This is a genomic window from Xanthobacter sp. DMC12 (assembly GCF_056314105.1).
In genome coordinates this window covers 298,096-320,132 of record NZ_JBQUYZ010000002.1, presented here as the reverse complement: position 1 = coordinate 320,132, position 22,037 = coordinate 298,096, and the positions used below count along the sequence as shown (strand labels likewise).

The 22,037-nt window shown below is 68.8% G+C and carries 19 protein-coding genes; 5 read left to right on the top strand and 14 right to left on the bottom strand.

Features of this window, described 5'->3' with window-relative positions:
* Positions 1–116: 116 nt before the first annotated feature.
* The gene (locus ACT535_RS09650; protein WP_476364193.1) at positions 117–1,319 is read right to left on the bottom strand and encodes an FUSC family protein; all 1,203 of its coding nucleotides are present in this window, start codon (positions 1,317–1,319) and stop codon (positions 117–119) included.
* Between the two features lie 155 nt (positions 1,320–1,474).
* On the opposite strand from ACT535_RS09650, the gene ACT535_RS09645 reads away from it, so the two are divergent.
* Both ACT535_RS09645 and ACT535_RS09640 read left to right on the top strand, forming a co-directional pair.
* Complete coding sequence (locus ACT535_RS09645) at positions 1,475–2,347, top strand: YihY/virulence factor BrkB family protein (protein ID WP_476364192.1); 873 nt, start codon at positions 1,475–1,477, stop codon at positions 2,345–2,347.
* A gap of 7 nt (positions 2,348–2,354) precedes the next feature.
* Entirely contained in the window at positions 2,355–2,831 is a 477-nt protein-coding gene (locus ACT535_RS09640; RefSeq protein WP_476364191.1) for an MmcB family DNA repair protein, read from the top strand.
* 86 nt (positions 2,832–2,917) lie between these two features.
* Here the strand turns inward: ACT535_RS09640 and ACT535_RS09635 are convergent, their stop codons facing one another.
* Both ACT535_RS09635 and ACT535_RS09630 read right to left on the bottom strand, forming a co-directional pair.
* Entirely contained in the window at positions 2,918–3,466 is a 549-nt protein-coding gene (locus ACT535_RS09635; RefSeq protein WP_168458496.1) for an ActR/PrrA/RegA family redox response regulator transcription factor, read from the bottom strand.
* A gap of 80 nt (positions 3,467–3,546) precedes the next feature.
* Positions 3,547–4,887, bottom strand: coding sequence for an ActS/PrrB/RegB family redox-sensitive histidine kinase (locus tag ACT535_RS09630; protein ID WP_168458497.1), 1,341 nt, complete (start codon positions 4,885–4,887; stop codon positions 3,547–3,549).
* A 189-nt stretch (positions 4,888–5,076) separates the two neighbouring features.
* Here ACT535_RS09630 and ACT535_RS09625 point away from each other — a divergent pair, with 189 nt between their 5' ends.
* Positions 5,077–6,501, top strand: coding sequence for a polyhydroxyalkanoate depolymerase (locus ACT535_RS09625; RefSeq protein WP_168458498.1), 1,425 nt, complete (start codon positions 5,077–5,079; stop codon positions 6,499–6,501).
* Between the two features lie 61 nt (positions 6,502–6,562).
* Positions 6,563–7,333, top strand: a complete 771-nt coding sequence (locus ACT535_RS09620; protein ID WP_476364190.1) for a M48 family metallopeptidase — start codon at positions 6,563–6,565, stop codon at positions 7,331–7,333.
* Positions 7,334–7,360: 27 nt separating this feature from the next.
* On the opposite strand, the gene ACT535_RS09615 is transcribed toward ACT535_RS09620, so the two are convergent.
* The 3 genes from ACT535_RS09615 to ACT535_RS09605 form a co-directional block, all read right to left on the bottom strand.
* The gene (locus ACT535_RS09615; RefSeq protein ID WP_168458500.1) at positions 7,361–7,768 is read right to left on the bottom strand and encodes a DoxX family protein; all 408 of its coding nucleotides are present in this window, start codon (positions 7,766–7,768) and stop codon (positions 7,361–7,363) included.
* A 99-nt stretch (positions 7,769–7,867) separates the two neighbouring features.
* The gene (locus ACT535_RS09610; RefSeq protein WP_476364189.1) at positions 7,868–8,920 is read right to left on the bottom strand and encodes an AbrB family transcriptional regulator; all 1,053 of its coding nucleotides are present in this window, start codon (positions 8,918–8,920) and stop codon (positions 7,868–7,870) included.
* 17 nt (positions 8,921–8,937) lie between these two features.
* Entirely contained in the window at positions 8,938–10,173 is a 1,236-nt protein-coding gene (locus ACT535_RS09605; RefSeq protein WP_476364188.1) for a pyridoxal phosphate-dependent aminotransferase, read from the bottom strand.
* Between the two features lie 275 nt (positions 10,174–10,448).
* On the opposite strand from ACT535_RS09605, the gene ACT535_RS09600 reads away from it, so the two are divergent.
* Positions 10,449–11,051: a malonic semialdehyde reductase gene (locus ACT535_RS09600; protein WP_168458503.1), complete on the top strand. Its 603-nt coding sequence runs from the start codon at positions 10,449–10,451 to the stop codon at positions 11,049–11,051.
* 63 nt (positions 11,052–11,114) lie between these two features.
* On the opposite strand, the gene ACT535_RS09595 is transcribed toward ACT535_RS09600, so the two are convergent.
* The 8 genes from ACT535_RS09595 to rimP form a co-directional block, all read right to left on the bottom strand.
* Positions 11,115–12,722 carry an ABC transporter substrate-binding protein gene (locus ACT535_RS09595; protein WP_168458504.1) on the bottom strand — a complete coding sequence of 536 codons (1,608 nt, stop codon included), beginning with the start codon at positions 12,720–12,722 and terminating at the stop codon, positions 11,115–11,117.
* 78 nt (positions 12,723–12,800) lie between these two features.
* Complete coding sequence (gene truB / locus ACT535_RS09590) at positions 12,801–13,919, bottom strand: tRNA pseudouridine(55) synthase TruB (protein ID WP_476364187.1); 1,119 nt, start codon at positions 13,917–13,919, stop codon at positions 12,801–12,803.
* Entirely contained in the window at positions 13,916–14,371 is a 456-nt protein-coding gene (gene rbfA / locus ACT535_RS09585; protein ID WP_476364186.1) for a 30S ribosome-binding factor RbfA, read from the bottom strand. Before rbfA ends, truB begins: the two co-directional genes overlap by 4 nt.
* 19 nt (positions 14,372–14,390) lie before the next feature.
* Positions 14,391–14,771, bottom strand: a complete 381-nt coding sequence (locus tag ACT535_RS09580; RefSeq protein WP_476364185.1) for a hypothetical protein — start codon at positions 14,769–14,771, stop codon at positions 14,391–14,393.
* A gap of 210 nt (positions 14,772–14,981) precedes the next feature.
* On the bottom strand, positions 14,982–18,191 hold the full coding sequence (gene infB / locus ACT535_RS09575; RefSeq protein WP_476364184.1) for a translation initiation factor IF-2: 3,210 nt from the start codon (positions 18,189–18,191) through the stop codon (positions 14,982–14,984).
* On the bottom strand, positions 18,188–18,952 hold the full coding sequence (locus ACT535_RS09570; RefSeq protein WP_476364183.1) for an RNA-binding protein: 765 nt from the start codon (positions 18,950–18,952) through the stop codon (positions 18,188–18,190). The genes infB and ACT535_RS09570 overlap by 4 nt, the downstream gene beginning before the upstream one ends.
* A 20-nt stretch (positions 18,953–18,972) precedes the next feature.
* Positions 18,973–20,565: a transcription termination factor NusA gene (nusA, locus tag ACT535_RS09565; protein WP_476364182.1), complete on the bottom strand. Its 1,593-nt coding sequence runs from the start codon at positions 20,563–20,565 to the stop codon at positions 18,973–18,975.
* Complete coding sequence (gene rimP / locus ACT535_RS09560; protein WP_168458509.1) at positions 20,565–21,425, bottom strand: ribosome maturation factor RimP; 861 nt, start codon at positions 21,423–21,425, stop codon at positions 20,565–20,567. Before rimP ends, nusA begins: the two co-directional genes overlap by 1 nt.
* Between the last annotated feature and the right edge of the window lie 612 nt (positions 21,426–22,037).

Sequence of the window (22,037 nt, the reverse complement as noted above, 5' to 3'; positions counted from 1 at the left end):
ACAAGGCCGGATCAGGCGCTGCGCCGCGAATGGTGCGGCGCATGCGCCTTGATACGGAATCCATCGTCGCGGTCGATCCGACTTTCGCCGTGAGGGGACGGAGCGGCAGTCGGCCGTCAGGGCGTCTCGCCCTGCACCTCGGCGAGGCGGGCGGCGAGTTCCTCAAGGTTCTCCCGCATGTGGACGCAGGCGGAGACCGCGGAGAACAGAGCCGTCAGCGTCTCCGCCCCGACCGCACCGAAGGCGCCCTGGGTATTCAGCTCTTCCACCCGCGCCTCCAGCGCCGCCACCGCTGCGCCTGCCGCGTCGGCACGGGCGGCGAGGTCGGCAACCGGCTGGCCGTCGAGCCGGTCGGCGATGGCCGACATTTGGGCGGAGAGCGCGGTCGTCGCGGCGATCAGGGTGGCGGAGACGAGGCCGGCGACCGGCTCGTCCAGCGGCCGGTCGGCATTGCGCAGCAGGATGATGGCGGAATGCCACAGCCGCCGGGCGCCCCGCACCACCGGCGCGGGGTCGGTCTGGGTGGTCAGCCGCCCGGCCTGCTCCGCCCGCACCTCCACGAGGCGCAGGTCGGCCGCGCGCAAAGCGAGCCGCGCGCCGCCGTTGAGCTGGTCCACGGCCGAGGGATCGAGCCCGCGCCCGAGCAGCCCACCCTGCCCGAGGTCCAGCAGCCGGGCAGTCAGCCGCAGCGCCTTCGCACAATGGGGGAACAGCTTCCCGAGCGCGCGCTCAGGCAGGATGAGGATGGCGCACAGGAGGCCGACCACCCCGCCCAGCGCGATCTCCGCCACCCGCGTCAACCCCGCCAGCCACGGCGCGTCGCCGCCGGGATGGGCGAGCATGACGATGATGACCGTCACCGGCGCCAGCTTGAAGCTGGGCGAGCGGGCCGCCATGGCCGCGGCGACGAACAGCGCCAGCGACAGCACGGCCAGGGTTTCCAGCGGGGATGGGCCCGCCAGCATGGCCCCGGCCACGCCGACGACACCGCCCGCCAGCGTCCCCAAGGCCCGGTCGATGGCCACCGAGAGGCTGGCGCCCAGCGTCGCCTGCACCACCAGCACCGCCGTCAGAACCGCCCAATAGCCGTTGGGGAGGGAGAACTGTTCCGCCAGCAGATAGGTGACGATGCCGGCGATGGTTGCCCGAAGCGCGAGCTTGAGGTGGGCGAGGGCGATGATCTTGCCCAGCCGATCCCGTAGCGTGGGAACGCCCGATGCGGTGTCCGGCGTTGCATCTTCCGGGTCGGCCTGGGAAGTCCCGGCCCCCGGGGATTCAGCCGGGGACAATTCAGCCGGACTTTTGGGCTGGCGCGCCATGGAGCCTCTCGGCAGGTCAGACGCCGGATCGACGGCGCCCTGTCTGCGCTGTCTAGCCGAAGGCGCGCGGCGCCACCAGCCGGACCGTGGACGGGCGCTGCCGGCGCTTGCCATTCCGGCCGGAAAGCCCGATGTGAGTTGAAACGGGAGACCACATGCTGCGGCGCATCTACCATATCGTTCTGGATGCGTTCTGGACCTTCTCCGCCGACGACGGCTGGGCGATTGCCAGCCACATCGCCCTGTCGGCGCTCATGTCCCTGTTCCCCTTCCTGATCTTCGTCACCGCGCTGGCCGGCTTCCTCGACCTTCGCCCGCTGGCGCAGGAGACCATCCAGCTCATCCTGGAGACCTGGCCGGAGCAGGTGGCGGGGCCCATCGCGCGCGAGATCTACAACGTGGTGAACCAAGTGCGCACCGATGTGCTCACCTACGGCGTGGTGCTCGCCCTCTATTTCTCCTCCAACGGGGTCGAGAGCCTGCGCATCGGCCTCAACCGCGCCTATGGCATGAAGGAGATGCGGGCCTGGTACTGGCTGCGGCTGGAATCCATCGGCTACGTGCTGATCGCCGCCGCCGCCATGCTGGCGCTCTCCTTCCTCGTGGTGCTCGGGCCGTTGCTCTGGCAGACGGCGGTGGCGCAGGTGCCGGCGCTCAAGCGCTTTTCGGGCACCATCACCGTGCTGCGCTTCGGCGCCACCTCCATCATCCTCGTGGTGTCGCTGCTGGTGGCGCACCTGTGGCTGCCGGCCGGACGGCGCAAGCTCGCGGAGGTGGCGCCCGGCATTCTCGTGACGCTGGTGATGTGGCTGGTCGCCGCCTCGGCCTTCGGCTTCTATCTGGCGGAATTTCCGGCCAATTACGTCACCACCTATGCCGGCCTCGCCTCGGTGATGATCGCGCTGGTCTTCCTCTACCTCACCGCCTCCATCTTCGTGTTCGGCGGCGAACTCAATGCCGCCATTAAGCGCGCCTTCGCGCCCGAGCCGTCCCACGAGGAGGCCGAGGCGTTGAAGGCGGCCTCCTGAGACGACGATGCGGGCGCTCCTTCCCGAGCCGCGGCCGGACGGCCGCCAGTCGGAGACCGCCCGGGCGGTTCAGCGCGGCGTGCTGCGCCATCTGGCCCTGTCGGGCATGGCCGGGCTGCCCGAATTCTCGCTGGTGAGCGGACGCCGGGCGGACATCCTCGCGCTGGGGCCGAAGGGCGAGATCACCATCATCGAGATCAAGTCGTCGGTGACCGACTTCCGCACCGATGCCAAGTGGCCGGAATATCGCGATTTCTGCGACCGGCTGATGTTCGCGGTGCCGATGGACTTCCCGGTGGAGATCCTGCCGGAGGAGACCGGACTGTTCGTCGCCGACGCCTTTGGCGCCGAATGCCTCAGGCCCGCGCCACTCCATCCCTTGCCGGGGGCGACCCGCAAGGCGCTGACCCTGCGCTTCGCCCGCGCCGCCGCCACCCGCCTTGCCGTGCTCTACGACCCGGATCTGCTGCGGGCCGACATGTAGGTCCCGGGCACCCGATACCGCGGCGCCCGTCTTTTGCTCGGCGGGAACCGCTAGCGCGGCGCCCATCTTTTGCTTGGCGGGAACCGCTAGCGCGGCGCCCGCTTGGCCAAAATCCGCTGCAGGGTGCGGCGGTGCATCGAGAGGCGGCGGGCGGTCTCGGATACGTTGCGGCCGCACAATTCGTAGACCCGCTGGATGTGTTCCCAGCGCACCCGGTCTGCCGACATGGGGTTTTCGGGCGGGGTCGGCTTGTGATCCGCATTGGCGAGCAGCGCCGCCACCACGTCGTCCGCATCGGCGGGCTTGGCAAGGTAATCCACGGCGCCGAGCTTCACCGCCGTGACGGCGGTGGCGATGTTGCCGTAGCCGGTGAGGACGATGGCGCGGGCCCCGGGGCGGTGCTTCTTGAGCGCGGAGATGACGTCGAGACCGGTGCCGTCGCCGAGCCGCATGTCCACCACCGCATATGCGGGGGCCGAGGTTTCGACGCGGGCGAGGCCGTCCGCCACCGTCTCGGCGGTGGCCACCTCGAAGCCGCGGGCCTCCATGGCCCGCGCGAGGCGCTGGAGGAAGGACCGATCATCATCGACGATCAGAACCGACCGGTCTTCCCCCACCTCAGGCATCTCGTTCATCGCGTCTTCCTCAATCCCTGATCGGCAATGCCGGCAAACAAGCACGAGCGATGCGGCTTTTACGCCGATCTGCCCGTAGATTAATCCAATGCGCGTCCCTTTGTCGCGTCCCCATCCACCTCGATCGCCAACGCTTTGCGTGGCCAGTGGATGCCGATGACCGCGCCGGTGGCCGGCGGCACGCGGTTTTCAAAGGTCAGATTCGCCCCGGTGCGCTCCAAGAGCGTCTTGGCGATGAAGAAGCCGAGACCGAGGCCACTCTCCGCCTCAAGATCCGCATCCTGCCGCTCGCGGGCGCGGGAGGTGACGTAGGGCTGGCCAATGCGGCCGGAAATTTCCGGCGAGAAGCCGGGCCCGTCGTCGGCGACAACGATGTCGAGACCGGACGGGGTCCACTGGGCGCTGATGTCCACCCGCGTCGCGGCGAAGTCGACCGCGTTCTCCACGAGGTTGCCGAGGCCGTAGAGCAACCCCGGATTGCGGGCGATGACCGGGGCGTCGGGATCGTCCTTCACCGACACGGCGATGGTGATGCCGAAATTGCGGTGCGGCTCCACCACCTCCTCCAGCAGCAAAGCGAGTGGCATGCGATCGAACGGCGCGTCGCCGGACCTCAGCGAAGTCAGCGTCTGTAGGATGTCGCGGCAGCGCGCCACCTGATCGCGCAGCAGAGCGACGTCCTCGCTGTAGGGACTGCTGTCGCCGATGGACCGGTGCATCTCCTTCACCACCAGGGCGATGGTGGACAGCGGCGTGCCCAATTCGTGGGCAGCAGCAGCGGCCAGACCGTCGATGGCGGTGAGGTGCTGCTCGCGGGCCAGCACCAGCTCGGTGGCGGCCAGGGCGTCGGCGAGTTCGCGCGCCTCCTCCGCCACCCGCCACGCGTGCATGCCGATGAAGCCCACCGCAACCGACAGGGACACCCAGATACCCGCCAGATACAGGTCCGGGAGCACCGGCACATCGGCGCCGGCCCACGGCAGGGGGCGGGTCCACAGGCCGACCGCGCCGGCACAGGCCACTGCCAGAATGCCCAGCATCACCGTCGTGCTCCAGGCCAGCGCGGTGGCGGAGATCATGACCGGCGCGAGGTAGAGCAACACGAACGGGTTCTTCAATCCGCCCGTCAGGTACAGCAATGCCGTCAGCTGGAGCACATCATAGGCGAGCAGCGGCCCCGCCGCTGCGTCACCGAGCCGGCGGGCAACTGGATACTTGACCCGCAGCAGGACGTTCACCAGCGCGGACAGACCGACCACGGCGAGGCAGGAAGTTAGCGGCAGCGGGAAGCCAAGGCCGAGATTGACCACGACCAGCGCCGCAATCTGGCCCGAAATCGCCAGCCATCGCAGGCGAATCAAAGTGTCGAGACGCAGGCCGAACGATCTGCCGTGTGGCGGCGTTACAAAGGCAGTGGTCATGGAGTAGCGGTCCCGGTGTCCCGATGCGCAGAAGCGAGCCTCGCGAAAGGGAATAGTGACCCTACTGCCATAGCAGCGGAACAATAGCGCCCTATGTCTTTTGTCGGCATTGACCAACCTTGGAAGTGGGCACACGCTTGCGTCAACGTGCCGCCTTTCTGGGCAGCGCAGTAACGGTGAGGAGCAGTCATGGCAATCGGCGAGTTTGCAAGTGCCACCCGGCTGCCGCGTCAAGGCGACGTTGGACTCTCGACTCCGCTCTACTGGATGTACGAGATGGGATATGCTGCGCTCAACCCGTCCCGGGCCATGGCGGACGCCAGCCGGCTGTTCCTGAAAAACCCGATCAACCCCGTCTCGCATACCACCATCGGCAAGTCCATGGCGGCCGCCTGCGAGCTGTTCGAGCGCACCACCCGCCGCTACGGCAAGCCGGACTGGGGCATCACCCATACCTCGGCCGCGGGCCAGACGGTGCCGGTTCACGTCAACACCGTTTGGGAGCGTCCCTTCTGCCGGCTGCTGCATTTCGAGCGCGCGTTTGAATATCCGCCGCGCCGCCCGCAGCCGCGCCTGCTCATCGTGGCCCCGGTGTCCGGCCACCATGCCACGCTGCTGCGCGGCACGGTCGAGGCCATGCTGCCCACCCACGACGTCTACGTGACCGACTGGATCGACGCCAAGCTGGTGCCCATGTCGGAAGGCCGCTTCAGCCTGTCCGACTATGTGGACTACCTCATCTCCATCTTCCACCGCATGGGCGGCAACTGCCATGTCATGGCCGTGTGCCAGCCGGCGGTGCCGGTGATGATGGCCATCGCCCGCATGGAGGCGGAGGAAGACCCTTTCGTGCCGAAGTCCATGGTGCTCATGGGCGGCCCCATCGACACCCGCGAGGCCCCGACGGCGGTCAACGCCCTCGCCAAGGACCGCGGCATCGACTGGTTCCGCCGCAACGTCATCACCACGGTGCCGTGGCCGCACCCCGGCGCTTTGCGCGAGGTCTATCCCGGCTTCCTGCAGCTCAACGGCTTCATGTCCATGAACCTTGACCGGCACCTGCAGGCCCATTGGGACCTGTTCCGGCACCTGGTGCAGGGCGACGGCGACTCGGCGGAAAAGCACCGCGATTTCTACGACGAGTACCTCGCCGTCATGGACCTGACCGCGGATTTCTACCTGGAAACCGTGGAGAATGTCTTCATCACCCACGCCCTGCCCAAGGGCGAGATCATGCACCACTCGCAGGTGGTGAAGCCGGACGCCATCCACCGCGTTGCGCTGATGACGGTGGAAGGGGAGAAGGACGACATCTCCGGCATCGGCCAGACCAAGGCCGCGCACAAGCTGTGCCCGCGGATCCCCGAGGATATGCGGGCCCATTGGGAGCAGCCGGGCGTCGGCCATTACGGCGTTTTCAACGGCTCGCGCTTCCGCTCGGAGATCGCACCGCGCATCTCCGACTTCATCCTCTCCCAGGAATTCCGCCGCGACGGCCGGGCCCGGCCCATGCCGGACCGCCCTGCGCCCGAGGCCGCAGGCGAGGAAGAGCCGGATGTGTTCGCCCTCAACAAGAATGTGACCGCGCTTTATCCCCGGATTGCGCCGACTTAGCACTGGCGGCGCGGCGAAATTCTTGGGAAGATGCCGGAGGTAACTTCGCCCCGGCTGCCCAATGCTGTTTCGCCGTGAGACTCGCAACGAGAACCGCAAATCGTCGCTCGCGCCCGGTGCCGAGACGATCGAATTGTTGCTTGATGACGAGTTGCTGCGCGTCATGGTCCGTCGCCATCCGCAGGCCCGCCGCCTGACGCTCCGGGTGCGCGCCACGTCCCGCGACGTGACGTTGACGGCGCCGCCCCATGTAGCGCTCTCCTTCGCCCGCGCCTTCGTGGAACGGCATCGCGAATGGGTGCGGGTGCGCCTCGTGCGCCTGCCGGAGGCGGTGCCCTTCGCGGATGGTGCCGTCATCCCCCTGCGCGGCGAGCCGCACCGCATCGTCCACCGTCCCGATGCGCGCGGCACCGTGTGGATCGAGCCGGCCGTCCGCGGCATGCCCGCGCTCTGCGTGGCGGGGGAGGCGCCGCACGTCGCACGGCGCGTGCAGGACTTCCTGAAGAAGGAGGCGCGGCGCGACCTTGCCGCCGCGGTGAAGCACTATACGCAGGCCCTCGGGGTCGAGGTCGGACGGCTCACGTTGCGCGACACGGCGAGCCGCTGGGGCTCCTGCTCGGCGCGGGGCGACCTCTCCTTTTCCTGGCGGCTGATCCTCGCGCCGGCGTTCGTGCTCGACTATCTCGCGGCCCACGAGGTGGCGCACCGGCTCGAAATGAACCATGGGGTGCGCTTCTGGCGGCTGGTGGAGCAGGTCTGCCCCAACCGCAAGGAGGCGGAGGCGTGGCTGAGGCGCCACGGCTCCGAACTTCACCGCTACGGCGAAGGCTGAGCTTCGCGGCGCCCTAAGGCCCCGTCCTCAGAGCGCCTTCTTGCCGCCAATGGCGATCGCGCCGGGGCCGGCCACGAAATACATCAGGAAACCGCCGATGATGGCGACATTCTTGAAGAAATGGATCTGCTGCCCCGCCTGAGCGGCTTCCGGGAAGGTCCAGAACAGGTGCGAAAGCACGGTGGCCACCACGGTGAAGCCTGCGAGCCACAGCGCGGTGATGCGCGGGAAAAGACCGGCGATGAGAAGCAGTCCGCCGATGACCTCGGTGGCGGCGGCAAGGCCTGCAAACACCATCGGCGCCGGGACGCCCTTGGCGGCGAGGGAGCCCGCGAAGCCCGCGAGGTTGCCAAGCTTGCCGATCCCCGCCGGCAGGAAGAGAGCCGCGAGGAAGAGCCGGCCGACGAGCAGGACGAGATCATCAAGGGTACGCAAGGCTTGTTCTCCAGCACACGCTTCCCCGTACGGAAGCAGCGGTAAGTGTTTGCTGCTGGAAATGCTGCGTCGCAACCTTGGGGCGGAGGTTTCAGAACACTATTGCGTGTGGTCCCGTCCCGCCTCCTCGGCGGCGGCGAACATCAGCCGCGCCGCCACCGGCAGGGCGACCGACAGGCCGGCGAAGCGGAAAAGATGGTGCGCGCTCATGAAGGCCGGGTCGTAGCCCATGGCGAAGCCAAGGGCCGTCATGGCCTCGAGCGCACCCGGCGCGAAGGCGGTGACGAGCTTGCCGAGATCATCGCCGGTCAGCCACGCCGCAAGAACCGCGAACAGGGTGGAGATCGCCACCGCCACCAGGAAGGCCCCGAGCGAAGCCAGCACATAGGCCCGGATGGTGGCGAGGGACGTGCCGATGAAGCGCACGCCGACGCTTCCCCCCAGCACCACGAAGGCCGGAATGAGCAGGCCCGCCGGCAGCACGGCGGTGGAGAGCCGCGTGGCATGAAGCACGGCACTGCCGGCGAGCGCCCCGAGGATCAGGCCGCCCGGCAGCTTCAGCCGCGCCGCGAGCAGGGCAGCGCCGGTGCAGACGAGGAAGAGGATGGCGATCTCTGCGATGGTCGAGACATGCGGCGGAGGCGGCACGCCGCCCGCCGTCATCCCCAGCGCCGCCAGCACGTTGGGCAGGGCCGCCACCAGCAGGAACAGCCGCAGGGTCTGGGCGAAGGCGACCTGCCGCAGGTCCGCACTGGTGTCCGCCGCCATGGCGACCACCGTACCGAAGGCACCGGGCGCGGAGGCCCAGAAGGCGCTCTCCCGGCTCCAGCCGGCCACGCGGGTGAGGAAGAGCGTTCCGCCCGCCATGGTGCCCAGCACGCTGGCGCCGAGGCACGCCATGCTCACCGGCCAGGTGGCGGCGCGGGCGAAGGTCTCCGGCGTCAGCATGGTGCCCATGGAGGTGCCCAGCACGACGAAGGCGAGGAATCGCAGCCATTCGGGCACGACGATGCGCACCCCGGCCAGCGCGAGGCCGATGCAGGCGACCAGCGAGCCCGAGATCCATGCCGCCGGCAGACCGAGCAGCGCGAAGGCGCCGCCGCCAAGGGCTCCGGCCCCAAGCGTGATCACCGCCGATGCGGCAGAGCGCATCCTGAAGGGCAAGCCCCTCACGCGGCGCCCGATCCCGTCGGCCGTGTGCGCTCCAGCCAGTCGACCAAGCGCCGGCTCGCCTCGGCGAGCTGCGCATCGCCCCGCGCGAAGCACAGGCGCATGAAACCCTCGCCGCCGAGCCCGAAGGCGGTGCCGGGGGCAAGGCCCACATTGGCCTCGTCCACCAGGGTCAGGCCAAGGCTGCGCACGTCGCGCCGGCCCTCGATGCCGAAGAAGAGATAGAAGGCGCCCGGCGGCTTCACGAGGTCCACCCGGCCGGTGGCGAGCAGCGCATCGCCCACGAGATCGCGACCGCGGCGGGCGCGGGCGATCTGCTCGGCGACGAAGGGCTCGCCCTGGTCCAGCGCCGCGATGGCGCCGCGCTGCATGAAGGCGGCGACGCCGGAAGTGGAATACTGGATGAGGTTCTCGATGATCTGCCCGAGGCGCGGATGCGCCTCCAGCCAGCCGATGCGCCAGCCGGTCATGGCCCAGTTCTTCGAGAAGGTCTGGACGAAAAGGATGTGGTCCTCCTCGTCCATGATGTCGTGGAAGGACGGCGCCCGCCCCTCCTCTCCGTAGTAGAAGCGGCCGTAGATCTCGTCGGCGATGATCCAGAGGCCGTGGCGGCGGGCGAGGGACAGCACCGCCTTGAGATCGTCCAGCGTCGCCACGAAGCCGGTGGGATTGGCCGGGGTGTTGAGGAAGATGGCGCGGGTCGCGGGCGTCACCGCCGCGGCGAGCCGGTCGTGGTCGAGGGTGAAGCCCTCCGGTCCGTAGTTGAAAGGCACATAAACGGCACGCGCACCGGCCTTCTGCGCCGCCGCCGCGGCGTTGGGCCAGGTGGGCGAGGGGATGAGCACCTCGTCGCCTGCCCCCGCCACCAGCGCCATGGCCACGTGGATGGCCTGCATGCCCGAGCCGGTGACGAAATAGCGCTCCGGCATGTCCGGCACGCCATAGAGGCCGCTCATGTAGCGGGCGATTGCGGCGCGCAGCTCCGGCAGGCCGCGCTGCCACGTGTAGAAGGTCTCGCCCGCGTGGAGGGCGGATGCGGCCGCCTCGCAGATGAAGGGCGGGGTGGGCACGTCGCCCTCGCCGGCCCACAGCGGGATCATGCCGGGCCGGTCGCGGCCGTAGTTCATCACCTCGACGATCCCGCTCTCGGGCAGCGCGCGCACGTGCTCGCGCACACGCTCCAGATAGGGATCCTCCACGGGCAAGGCGGGGACGGGCGCAGCAGGGGACATCATGGATTGCTCGCGGGCACGAAAGCGGGGTGGCGGCGCGGAGGGACATCGGCGGGTGCGCCGGCGCGACTTATAGAGCCTGGGCGCGCCCGTGCGCCATCAAATGAAGTGGCGAACCGATCAGCGCCGGTGATGAATCGCATACGCCGTAACGTCATTGCACAAACGCAATGGCCTCTTGCGAAGCGGGACCGTTGCCGGCGCGGACGCGCGGTCCTACGTCCATTGCATCACCCGCGCACCTCCCTGCGCTCGCCGGTTCAAATTGGATGCCCCCCATGTCGCAGACCGTCACCCCGGCCATTGATGCCGCCGCCATCGACCGCCTCTTCCTCGCCGCCCGTTCCCAGAATGGCTGGACCGATGCGCCGGTCACCGAGGCGGAAGTCCGCGCCCTCTATGATCTGGTGAAGTACGGCCCGACCTCCGCCAACACCCAGCCCGCGCGCTACGTGTTTCTCACCACCGCGGAAGCCAAGGAGCGCCTGCGCCCGGCCCTGCCGGAGAGCAACCACAAGATCCTCGCCGCGCCGGTGGTGGCCATCATCGGTTACGCCCTCGACTTCCACGACAAGATCCCCGAGCTGTTCCCGCACTATCCGCAGTTCCGCGACCTGTTCATCAACAACCCGGGCATGATCGAGCCCCACGCCTTCCGCAATTCCTCGCTGCAGGGTGCCTATCTCATCCTCGCCGCCCGCGCGCTCGGCCTTGATGTCGGCCCCATCTCCGGCTTCGACGCCGCCAAGGTGGACGCGGAATTCTTCCCCGGTGGGACCACCAAGACCAATTTCATCGCCGCCATCGGCCACGGCGATGCCTCCAAGGTGATGCCCCGCCTGCCGCGCCTCGCCTTCGAGGACGCCGCGCAGATCCTCTGATCGCGCTCCCGGAACGAAAAAGGGCGCCCCCATGGGGCGCCCTTTGCGTTTGTGGAGCAGGCCTCAGTTGAGGCCGATGGTGGTGAGGTCCTGGAACCAGTGCTGGGCCTGCACGAAGCTCTTCACCTTGGGCGAGAGCGCGTGCGGGTTCACGTCGTGGACCACCCAGACCAGCACGGCATCGTCCACCACCTGCTGATGCACCTGGGCGAGCAATTCGTCCTGCTTCTTGGTGTCGAAGGTGCGCTTCGCCTCGTCGATGAGGGCATCTACCTTGGGGTTGGAGTAGTAGCCCCAGTTCACGCCCACCGGCGCCACCTGCCGGCTGTCGAAGAAGCGGATCAGGGCGTAGAGCGGGTCGGAAGTGACATAGGCGATGTTGTTCGAGGTGATGCCCTCGTTCATCGGGTCCTTCGCCCCCTTGCGCCAGGCGGTGTAGAGCGCCTCCAGCTCCACCACCTTGAACTCCACGTCGATGCCGATCTCCTTGAAGCTCGCCTGCAGGAACTCGTTCATGGGCAGGGAGAGCATCTGCCCCGTGCCGCCGGCGGCAATGATGAAGGTGGTCTTGAGCGGCTTCTCCTTGGAGTAGCCCGCCTCCTGCACCAGCTTCTTGGCGGCCTCGGGATCATACTTCAGGTCGAAGGTGGGCTTGCCGAACCATGGGCTGGTCTTGTCCACCTGCCCCTTGGCCGGCTGGGCGAGGCCGTTCATCAGCTCCACCACGCCATCACGATCCACCGCAAGGTTCAGCGCCTTGCGCAGGCGGATGTCGGTCCAGGGCGAGCCGGGCAGCATGGAGAGGTGATAGTTCCACACGTGCGGCGTGACGTTGGTCACGAGCTTCATGCCGGCGGCCTTCAGCTGCGGCACGGCGTCGGGCGCGGGGGTCTCGATGAGGTCCACCTGGCCCGCGAGCAGCGCGTTGGTGCGGGTGAGCGCCTCCGGCATGGGGATGAGGATCATCCGGTCGGTCTTGGGCAGGCGGGACTTGTCCCAGTAATCGGGGTTCTTCACCAGCTCCAGCCGCTCGCGCGGCACCAGCTTGTCCTGCTTGAAGGGGCCGGTGCCCGAGGGGTTCTGGGCGAACTTGTCCCAGTCCTTGCCGAGCTTTTCGTACTGCGCCGGGCTCGACACCAGGAACCAGAGCATCTGGTAGGGGAAGAACGAATCCACGTCCTTGGTGGTGATCTCCACCGTCATGTCGTCCACCTTGCGCCAGGAGGCGATGGACGGCAGGCGGGTCTTCACCTGGGCGGACTGGCGCTTGTCGAACTGGGGTGCCTTCTCGTCCAGCACCTTGTCGAGGTTCCAGACCACGGCGTCGGCATTGAAGTCCGAACCGTCGTGGAACTTCACGCCCTTGCGCAGGGTGAACAGCCACTTCTTGGGATCGGCCGGGTCCACCTTCCACTCGGTGGCGAGGCCCGGCACCAGCTTGCCGGGCCGGTCGGCCACGTTCATCTCCCAGGCGACCAGCGGGTCGTACAGGGTGTAGCCGGTGAATTGATAGGCACCTGCCCCACGATCAGGCTGACCGGTGGTCTGCGGAATGTCCGCCATGGAGATGCCATAGCGGACCACGCTCTCCGCGCCGGCCGGTGCCGCTCCGGCAAGACCGAGGAAAAGCGCGGTGGCGAGAGTGGTTCGAAGCGCGCGGAAACGCAGCATCTATCGTCCTTCCGTGAGTAAGCCCCACGGAAGGAAGGCAAAAGATATGCCGTATGCTTCGCTTTTGCGAAACGGGCGTCAGCGCCCGCGCCGGGGCGGACGGCCGGAGGGCTTGCCCGAAGACTTGCCCGAGGACTTGCCCCAGTTGAACACGCGGTGCGGGAACACCTCGCCGTTCTCGCCGTCGCCGATGGCGATGAGCGCGCCCTGGCAGGACACCGCCACGTGGCCCTCGACGATGGGCGCATCGCGGCCGCGCAGGATGATGCTCTGTCCGCAGCGCAGGCGATGGGCATCCTGCGGCGCAACGTTGAGCTGGGGAATCTCCTCCAGCGCCACGGCCACCGGATCCAGGGCGTCCATCAGCGCCTCCTCGCTCGCCTCGGCGCGATCGCGCAATTCGTCGAGGGGCACGAGGCGCTCCTCCAGGAACGGCCCGACGCAGGCGCGGCGCAGCTGGCAGATGTGGCCGCGCGAGCCGAGCATGCGGCCGAGATCGCGGGCGATGGCGCGCACATAGGTGCCCTTGCCGCACTCGGCCTCGAGCACCGCATGGTCGGCGTCCGGACGCTCCATCAGCTCAATGCGGAAGATGGTGACGGGGCGCGCCTCCAGCTTCACCTCCTCACCCTCGCGGGCGAGGTCGTAGGCGCGCTCGCCGCCGATCTTCAGCGCCGAATAGGCCGGCGGCACCTGCATGATCTCGCCCCGGAACGTGGGCAAAGCTGCGAGGATTTCGTCGTCCGAGGGGCGCAGGTCCGAGGTTTCCACCGGCTTGCCCTCGGAATCGTCCGTGTCCGTCTCCACGCCGAAGCGCACCGTGAAACGGTAGGTCTTGCGGCCGTCCATCACGTAGGGAACGGTTTTGGTGGCCTCGCCGAAGGCAATCGGCAGGCAGCCGGAGGCCAGCGGGTCGAGGGTGCCGGCATGGCCCGCCTTCTTCGCCCCGAAGATGCGCTTCACCACCGCCACCGCCTGGGTGGAGGTCATGCCCGTGGGCTTGTCCAGCAGCACCCAGCCGTCGAGGTCGCGCTTGGGCGCGCGGGGGCGGTTGTCCTGCTCGCGGCTGGCGCGAGGCTGCTCGCCGGCGCGGGGCGCTTCGGCCGCTTCAGCAGCGACGGCGGTCTCGACAACGGCTTCAACGATGGGCTCGTGTGCGGCTTCAGCCGCGGCTTCGGCAATGGCTCGGACGGTCATTCGGCGTCAGTCTCTTTGTCGGTCGAAGTCTGGTCGGTCGCGTCCTCGGTGCCGCTCTCAAGGGCATCGAGGTCGCGCTGCACCTGGGGGGAGCGCAGGAGTGCGTCCATGCGCGCGCCTTCGTCGAAGGACGTGTCCTTGCGAAAGCGCAGCTCGGGGACGCTCTTCAGCTCCACCCGCCGCGCCAGCTCGCCGCGAATGCGGCGGGCATTGTCGGCCAGCGCCTTGATGACGGGGGCGATGTCCTTGCCGCCGAGGGGCATGACGTAGCAGGTGGCGATCTTGAGGTCCGGCGACATGCGCACCTCGGGCACCGTGATGATGTGCCCGGCGAGCACCGGATCGATATGGTCGCCGCGGGACAGCACGTCGGCCAGGGCATGGCGGACAAGCTCGCCCACGCGCAGCATGCGCTGGGAGGGGCCAGCAGTGGGTTCGGCTCTTCTGCTCATTTTCGTTCTTCTTGTCGTCTCAACTCGTCTTGCGGCGGCGCATCCAGCCGCTCGCCAGAATGAAGGCTGCCCCCGCCAGAAGAACGGAGGCCTCGAACATGTCTCGCCCGCGGGAGCGGCACCCTTCGATCACCGCACTGCGGTAAACCGAGTGGTCCAGCGAGAGGTCGGACATCGCGACCATCGCCAGCAGGACGCACAGGCATGCGCACAGTCCGGAAACCCAAGCATTGCGCGCGTACCAAGCCAGCGCGCAAGCCAGTGCGGGAGCCACCATGGCGGCGAAGCCCAGAACGCCGGATGGCGGGTCGCCCGTCGTCCAGGCCGCCGCCACCTTGTCGCAAACCTCGGCCAGCGCAGAGGTGGATGACACGGTGGAAGAGAGGACGAGGACGGACAACCATTGCGTGGTCGCTCCTGCCGCCCGAAGCCGGGCAGAAGCAATTGGCAGTTTCATCATCTGACCTTTTGGGCCTCGCGCCTCAGCACGTCATCGCCCGATAACACGAGGAGCGGACGGGCTTGGACCGTTCCACTCCGGTGATGGTGATGCGGCGGACCGCATCACCGAATGCTCCTTTTCCTCTTTGCCGTGGCAAAGAGGAAAACGTCACAGCGAGCGCTGGATCACCTCGACGCGGAAGCACTCGATCACGTCGCCAGCACGCATGTCCTGGTAGTTCTCGAAGGACATGCCGCAGTCCTGGCCCGCGTGGACGGTGTTCACCGCATCCTTGAAGCGGTTGAGCGTCGCGAGCTTGCCTTCGTGGATCACCACGTTGTCGCGGATGAGGCGCACGTGCTGGCCCCTCTCCACGACGCCGTCGGTGACCTGGCAGCCCGCCACCTTGCCCACCTTGGAGACCAGGAAGATCTCCTTGATGAGGGCGTTGCCCAGCATGGTCTCGCGGTTGATGGGCGCGAGCAGGCCGCTCATGGCCTTCTTCACATCATCCACGAGGTCGTAGATGATGTTGTAGTAGCGGATTTCGATGCCCGCCCGCTCGGCCGCGTCGCGCGCTTCCTTGTTGGCGCGCACGTTGAAGGCGATGATCGCGGCGCCGGAGGTCTCCGCCAGCGTCACGTCGCTCTCGTTGATGCCGCCCGCGCCGGAATGGATGATGCGGGCCTGCACCTCGTCGTTGCCGACCTTCTCCAGCGCGCCGATGATGGCTTCCACCGAGCCCGACACGTCGCCCTTGATGATGAGGGGGAATTCCTTCCGCCCCGAAGCCTTCACCTGGCTCATCATCTGCTCCAGCGAGCCGCGGATGGTGGCGGAACGGGCCGCCGCCTTCTCGCGCTTCTGGCGCTGGCGGTAATCGGTGATCTCGCGGGCGCGGGCCTCGTTCTCCACCACGGCGAGGCGGTCGCCCGCCTCCGGCGTGCCGTTGAAGCCCAGCACTTCCACTGGGAAGGAGGGGCCGGCCGCGTCCACATTGGCGCCGGTGTCGGAGATGAGGGCGCGCACGCGGCCCCATTCGGCGCCGGCCACAACAATGTCGCCCACGTGCAGGGTGCCGCGCTGGACGAGGACGGTGGCCACGGGGCCCCGGCCGCGATCGAGCTTGGCTTCCACCACGGTGCCTTCGGCGTCGCGGTTGGGATTGGCGCGCAGGTCGAGCAGTTCGGACTGGAGCGCGATGGCCTCCAGCAGCTTGTCGAGGTTGAGGTGCTCCTTGGCGGAGACTTCCACCTCGAGCGTCTCGCCGCCCATGCTCTCCACCTGCACTTCATACTGAAGCAGTTCGGAGCGCACGCGCTCGGGCTTGGCGCCGGGCTTGTCGATCTTGTTGATGGCCACGATCAGCGGCACGCGCGCGGCGCGGGCGTGGTTGATGGCTTCCACCGTCTGGGGCATCACGCCGTCATCGGCCGCCACCACCAGCACCACGATGTCCGTCACCTTGGCGCCACGGGCGCGCATGGCGGTGAAGGCGGCGTGGCCGGGGGTGTCGATGAAGGTGATCTTCGAGCCCGAGGGCGCGGTCACCTGGTAAGCACCGATGTGCTGGGTGATGCCGCCGGCCTCGCCGGAGACGACGTTGGCCTTGCGGATGGCGTCGAGCAGCGAGGTCTTGCCGTGGTCGACGTGGCCCATGATGGTCACGACGGCCGGGCGGGGCTCCAGCGTCTCGGGGGCGTCCGGGGTATCGAACAGGCCTTCCTCGACGTCGCTCTCCGACACGCGGCGGACGGTGTGGCCGAGATCCTCGGCGATGAGCTCGGCGGTATCGGCGTCGATCACGTCGGTGATCTTCACCATCTGGCCCTGCTTCATCAGCATGCGGATCACGTCCACGGCCCGCTCCGACATGCGGTTGGCGAGTTCCTGGATGGTGATGGTCTCGGGAAGGATCACCTCACGGGCGATCTTTTCCTTGCTCTCCTGCTGCCGGTGACCGGTCATGCGCTGGGTGCGGCGGCGGAACGAGGCGACCGAACGCTGGCGCTCCTCCTCGCCCGACTGGGCGGTGACGAGCGTCAGGCGACCGCGCTGCTTCTCCTGGCCGGCGGGCGCACGGGGCACCTTGACCGGGGCAGCCGGGCGGGCGCCCGGTCCACGGCGGACGGCACCGCCACGGCGTTCTTCTTCCTCCGTGCCACCCGCTGCCGGAGCAGTGGTGCCGGCGGGGCGGGGGGTGAGCGGACGGGCGCTCGTGGCACCGGCACCGGCGGGACGGGCGCTCGCGCCCTGCTCCTCGCCGCCGAAGCGCTTGCGCGCCTCCTGCTCGGCCTTGCGCTTCTTGTCCTCTTCCTGAGCGCGGCGGGCCTCTTCCTCGCGCTTGCGGGCCTCGGCGGCCTCACGCTCGGCACGCTCGGTGCGCTCGCGCTCGGCGCGGCGACGGGCCTCTTCCTCGGCGGCACGGCGCTCCTCGGCCATGCGCTGCTCTTCGACCGCGCGGACGCGGGCGTCGGCCAGCGCGCTGGCGCGGGCGTTACGCTCTTCCTCGGTCAGGGTGCGCAGCACCACGCCGGAACCGCCGGGACGCTGCTGGCCGGGACGCGACGGGGCGCCACCGCCACCGGGGCGACGGTCCCGATCCGAGCCGGGCCCGCCGGAACGCGGCGGCTGGCCGGGACGCGACGGCGCGCCGGGGCGCGACGAGGACTGGCCCGCGGAACCGGGGCGGGACGTCTGGCCGGAAGCGGAGCGCGGTCCCTCGGAGGGACGCGCGCCGGACGGCGCGGACGGACGGGCCGCGGCAGGAGCCGGTGCGGAAGGCGCTGCCGGCTTCGGAGCCGCAGGCGCCGCCGCAGCGGCGGCAGCCGGAGCAGCCTCCGACTTGGCAGCAGCAGGCTTGGCAGCAACCGGTTCGGCCGGTGCCGGTTCGGCAGGCGCCGGAGCGGCGGGGGCCGGAGCGGCAGGCTCAGGAGCGGTCGGTGCAGCCGGGGCCTTCGCCTCCACCGGAGCGGCGGGCGCAGGCGCGGCCGGAGCCGGCGCAACGGGAGCAGCGGCAGGCGTGTCAACAGGTGCTGCCGGCGGTGCAGCCGGAGCCTTGGCTTCCACCGGTGCGGCGGGAGCCGGAGCGGACGGCGCGGGAGCCGCCGGTGCGGGACGGGCAGGCGCAGCCGGAGCCACAGGCGCCTTCGCCTGCGCAGGCGGGGCGGCCGGAGCCGGCGCCGCAGGCGCGCTCCCGTGTCCTGCCTCACCTGGGGCGATGACGCGGCGCTTCACCTTCTCCACCACGACCGCCTTGGAGCGGCCATGGCTGAAGCTCTGGCGCACCGTTCCCTGCTCCACCGGGCGCTTCAGCGTGAGCGTCTTGCCGGGGGCGGGATGCAGCGTCTTGTCGCCTGGGGTCTTGGTGTCGTTCATTCCGTATCCGTTCCTTGCATCCGGCCGGGGTCATGCGGGAGATCAGCACCATGGCTCAAATCATTGCCATGGCTGGGGTTTGGACCCTGCCCGAGCGTCTCGCCGAGGGACGTACCCGTCCGCCAGCGCGAGAGCCTGTGGCAGCGCTCCAGAAACCCTTTGGCCGTCGGATGCGCGAGCAGCGCCGCATGTACCACATTTGACCGCCCCAACGCCAAGTCCAAATCGATGCCGGGAAAGCAATCGACCGTGTGTACCGCGCGGAAACCGGCGGCCTCGACCTGACGCAGGAGGGCATTGAGCTTGCGCACCCCGTCCGGGCGCGCGTCACTGGCGTTGAGGACGACCAGCACATCGCCGGTGCCCAGGGCCGCCTCGACCTTGGTGTGGCCCGTCACGACCCGTCCCGCCTTGTTGGCGAGGGAGAGGGCGGCGAGGGCGTCCTTGTAGATGAGCCGATCCACCAGATCGGCGAGATCGGGCGCGGCCTTGCCGCGACCCTTGAAGGCGCGGCCGAAGGCCTTCTTCTTCAGTGCCGTCTCGAAATCGGCGCGCGTGGCCCCCACCCAGGCACCACGGCCGGGGAGCTTACGCGAAAGATCCGGGATGATGGCGCCGTCCGGCGCCACCACGAAGCGGAGCATGTCGGCCACCGGCAGCACCCGCCGCGTGGCGAGGCACAGGCGCGACAAAGGCGCCCGCGCCGCAGACAAGCTGCGCGGCCCCCCGTCCGTCTCGTCCTCGTCCAGTATAGCGTGCACCAGTGGTCATCTCCTTGGGCTCAGGCGTCTTCGGCCGGGGCGTCTTCGCCCTCGGCTTCAGGCTCGGCCTCGATCCAGCCCGCGGCGACGCGGGCCTGCATGATGAGGGCCTCGGCGTCCTCGCGGGAGAACTCGAAGCCGTCCAGCGCGCCGGGATGGCGGATGGTCTCGCCGTCCTTGCGCTCGCTCCAGCCGATAAGATCGTCGGTGGCGCAGCCGGCGAGATCCTCGACGGTCTTGATGTCATTCTCGCCGAAGGCGACCAGCATCTTGGAGGTGACGCCGGGCACGTCCTTCACCTCGTCCTCGACGCCCAGCTCCTTGCGGCGGGCGTCGAGCGCCTCCTCCACCTCGGCGAGGTGCTTGAGGGCGCGGGACTGCAGCTCGGTGGCGGTGTCCTCGTCGAAGCCTTCGATGGAGGCCAGTTCGGAGATCGGCACGTAGGCGATCTCCTCCACCGAGGTGAAGCCCTCGGAGGTGAGCAGCTGGCCCATCATCTCGTCGAGATCGAGGGCCTCGGAGAACATCTTGGTGCGCTCGGCGAATTCCTTCTGCCGCCGCTCGCTCTCCTCCTGCTCGGTCATGATGTCGATGTCCCAGCCGGTGAGCTGGGTGGCGAGGCGCACGTTCTGACCGCGGCGGCCGATGGCCAGCGAGAGCTGGGCGTCGGGCACCACCACCTCGATGCGCTCGCGATCCTCGTCGAGCACCACCTTCACCACCTCGGCGGGGGCAAGGGCGTTGACGATGAAGGTGGCGATGTCCGGGTTCCAGGGGATGATGTCGATCTTCTCGCCCTGCAACTCGTTCACCACCGCCTGCACGCGCGAGCCGCGCATGCCGACGCAGGCGCCGACCGGGTCCACCGACTGGTCGCGGGAGATGACGGCGATCTTGGCGCGGGAGCCGGGATCGCGGGCCACCGCCTTGATCTCGACGATACCGTCGTAGATTTCCGGCACTTCCTGCGCGAACAGCTTCGCCATGAACTGGGGATGGGTGCGGGAGAGGAAGATCTGCGGACCGCGCGGCTCGCGACGCACGTCGTAGATGTAGGCGCGGATGCGGTCGCCGGTCTTCACCGTCTCGCGGGGCAGCAGTTCGTCGCGGCGCAGGATGCCTTCGCCACGGCCGAGGTCCACGACCACGTTGCCGTACTCGACGCGCTTCACGAGGCCATTCAGCACGTCGCCGATGCGGTCCTTGTATTCGTCATACTGCCGGTCGCGCTCGGCCTCGCGCACCTTCTGCACGATGACCTGCTTCGCGCTCTGCGCGGCGATGCGGCCGAAATCGAAGGGCGGCAGGGTATCGGCGATGGTGTCGCCCACCTGCGCCGCGGGATTGTGGCGGCGGGCGCCGTCCAGCGTGATCTCGGTGGCGGTGTTCTCCACCTCGTCCACCACCAGCAGGTGGCGCGCAAGGCGCAGCTCGCCGGTCTTGGAGTTGATGTCGGCGTGGATGTCCGTCTCCTGGCCGTAGCGCGAGCGCGCGGCCTTGGCGATGGCATCTTCCATGGCGGCGATGACGATGCTGCGGTCGATGGACTTCTCCCGCGCGACCGCATCGGCGATCTGCAGGAGCTCCAGCCGGTTTGCGCTGACGGCGACCATCAGTGCTTCTCCTTCACGCTGCTGGCGTTGGCCGAGGAGGCGGCCGTCTCGAGGCCCGCCTTCTTCTTGGCGTTGGACTTCTTTCCATCGGGCTTCTTGCCCGCGACCTTGGATTTCTTCGCCTTCTTGCCGGCGACCTTGCCGGTGGCGGCCTTGTTGGCAACCGGACCGCGCGCCGGCTTGGCGGGCGCCCCGTCGTCATCACCGTCCAGATCGCCCGGCTCGAACGTGTCGTCGGCCTCCAGCGGATCGACGGTGTCGAGGAAGTCCTCGGCCTCCTCGTCCAGCTCCTGGCCGGCGGCCTTGGCCGCGCGCAGCGCCTCTCGGATCAGCGCGTCGGTGAGCACGAGGCGGGCATCGTGGATGTCGCGGAGCGGCAGGCGGACGGTGGGCTCTTCATCGGCGCGCGCATCGGTGCGGCGCACCAGCGCATCGCCATCTTCGGCGCCGGTGAGGATGCCGCGGAAGCGCTTGCGGCTGTCCACCGGCACGCTCATCTCCACCTTCACCTCGTGGCCCGCCCAGCGCACGAAATCCGACAGCCGCACCAGCGGCCGATCGATGCCGGGCGAGGACATTTCGAGGCGATAGGCGCTGGCGATGGGGTCTTCCACATCGAGCACCGGCGAGAGGGCGCGGGAGGCAGCCTCGCAATCGTCGATGGACATGGTGCCGTCGGGGCGCTCGGCCATGATCTGCACGGTGCCGCCGTCGCGGTTCGTCACCTTCACGCGCACCAGGCGATAGCCCAGGCCGCCGAGCACGCCGGAAGCGATGGCGGCGACACGGGCCGCCACGCCGGTCTCGGTGATGAGGCGCGGCTCGTTGGGATCGTCCAGCACGGCGTTGATCTCGGTCATGTCACTCCGGGTGCGGATCGCTTCGCGCCGGCTTGTCCGCCGCGCGTCGTCCGCTGGTTCATTTTTTGCCAGACGCGGCGGCTCGGCACCGGCGCCCGAAATTCATATGGCCATCAGGCCCGCCCGGCGCCCTGGAGGGCGCATCTGGTGTCGCGGGACACCGGATAAGCAGAAAAGGAGCGGGTCCCGACCGGGGCCCACTCTCATCACCTTCGACTGCGATGGCGCTGAGGCATCCCCATGGGGGACGGCGCTAATATAGACGGAAACGCCGGAGACGCAAGCCCGGCGTCCAAGTTAGCGCTTTGCCGGCAATGACCTGCGATTCGCGCATGGCACATCCGCCCCACCCGAGCCGGGCCGCCGCAATTGCGCCGCACGCGGGGTGTTCAAGCCGGCCGACCGCGCTCCGCCTCGACCCGTCGATGGCGACGCCCGACGCTGAAGAGCCCGCCATCACCCTATCTCGATGGCCCGTCCGCGTCAGGCCTGCCGCGCCCGATCCGCCAAAGCTGCCGGATCAACCAGACATTCGAACCGCCGTCCCGAGCGAGGATCAAGTCCTTGCGTTTCTCGCCGGGCCGCGCGACCGCCGGGATGGAGCGATCCGTC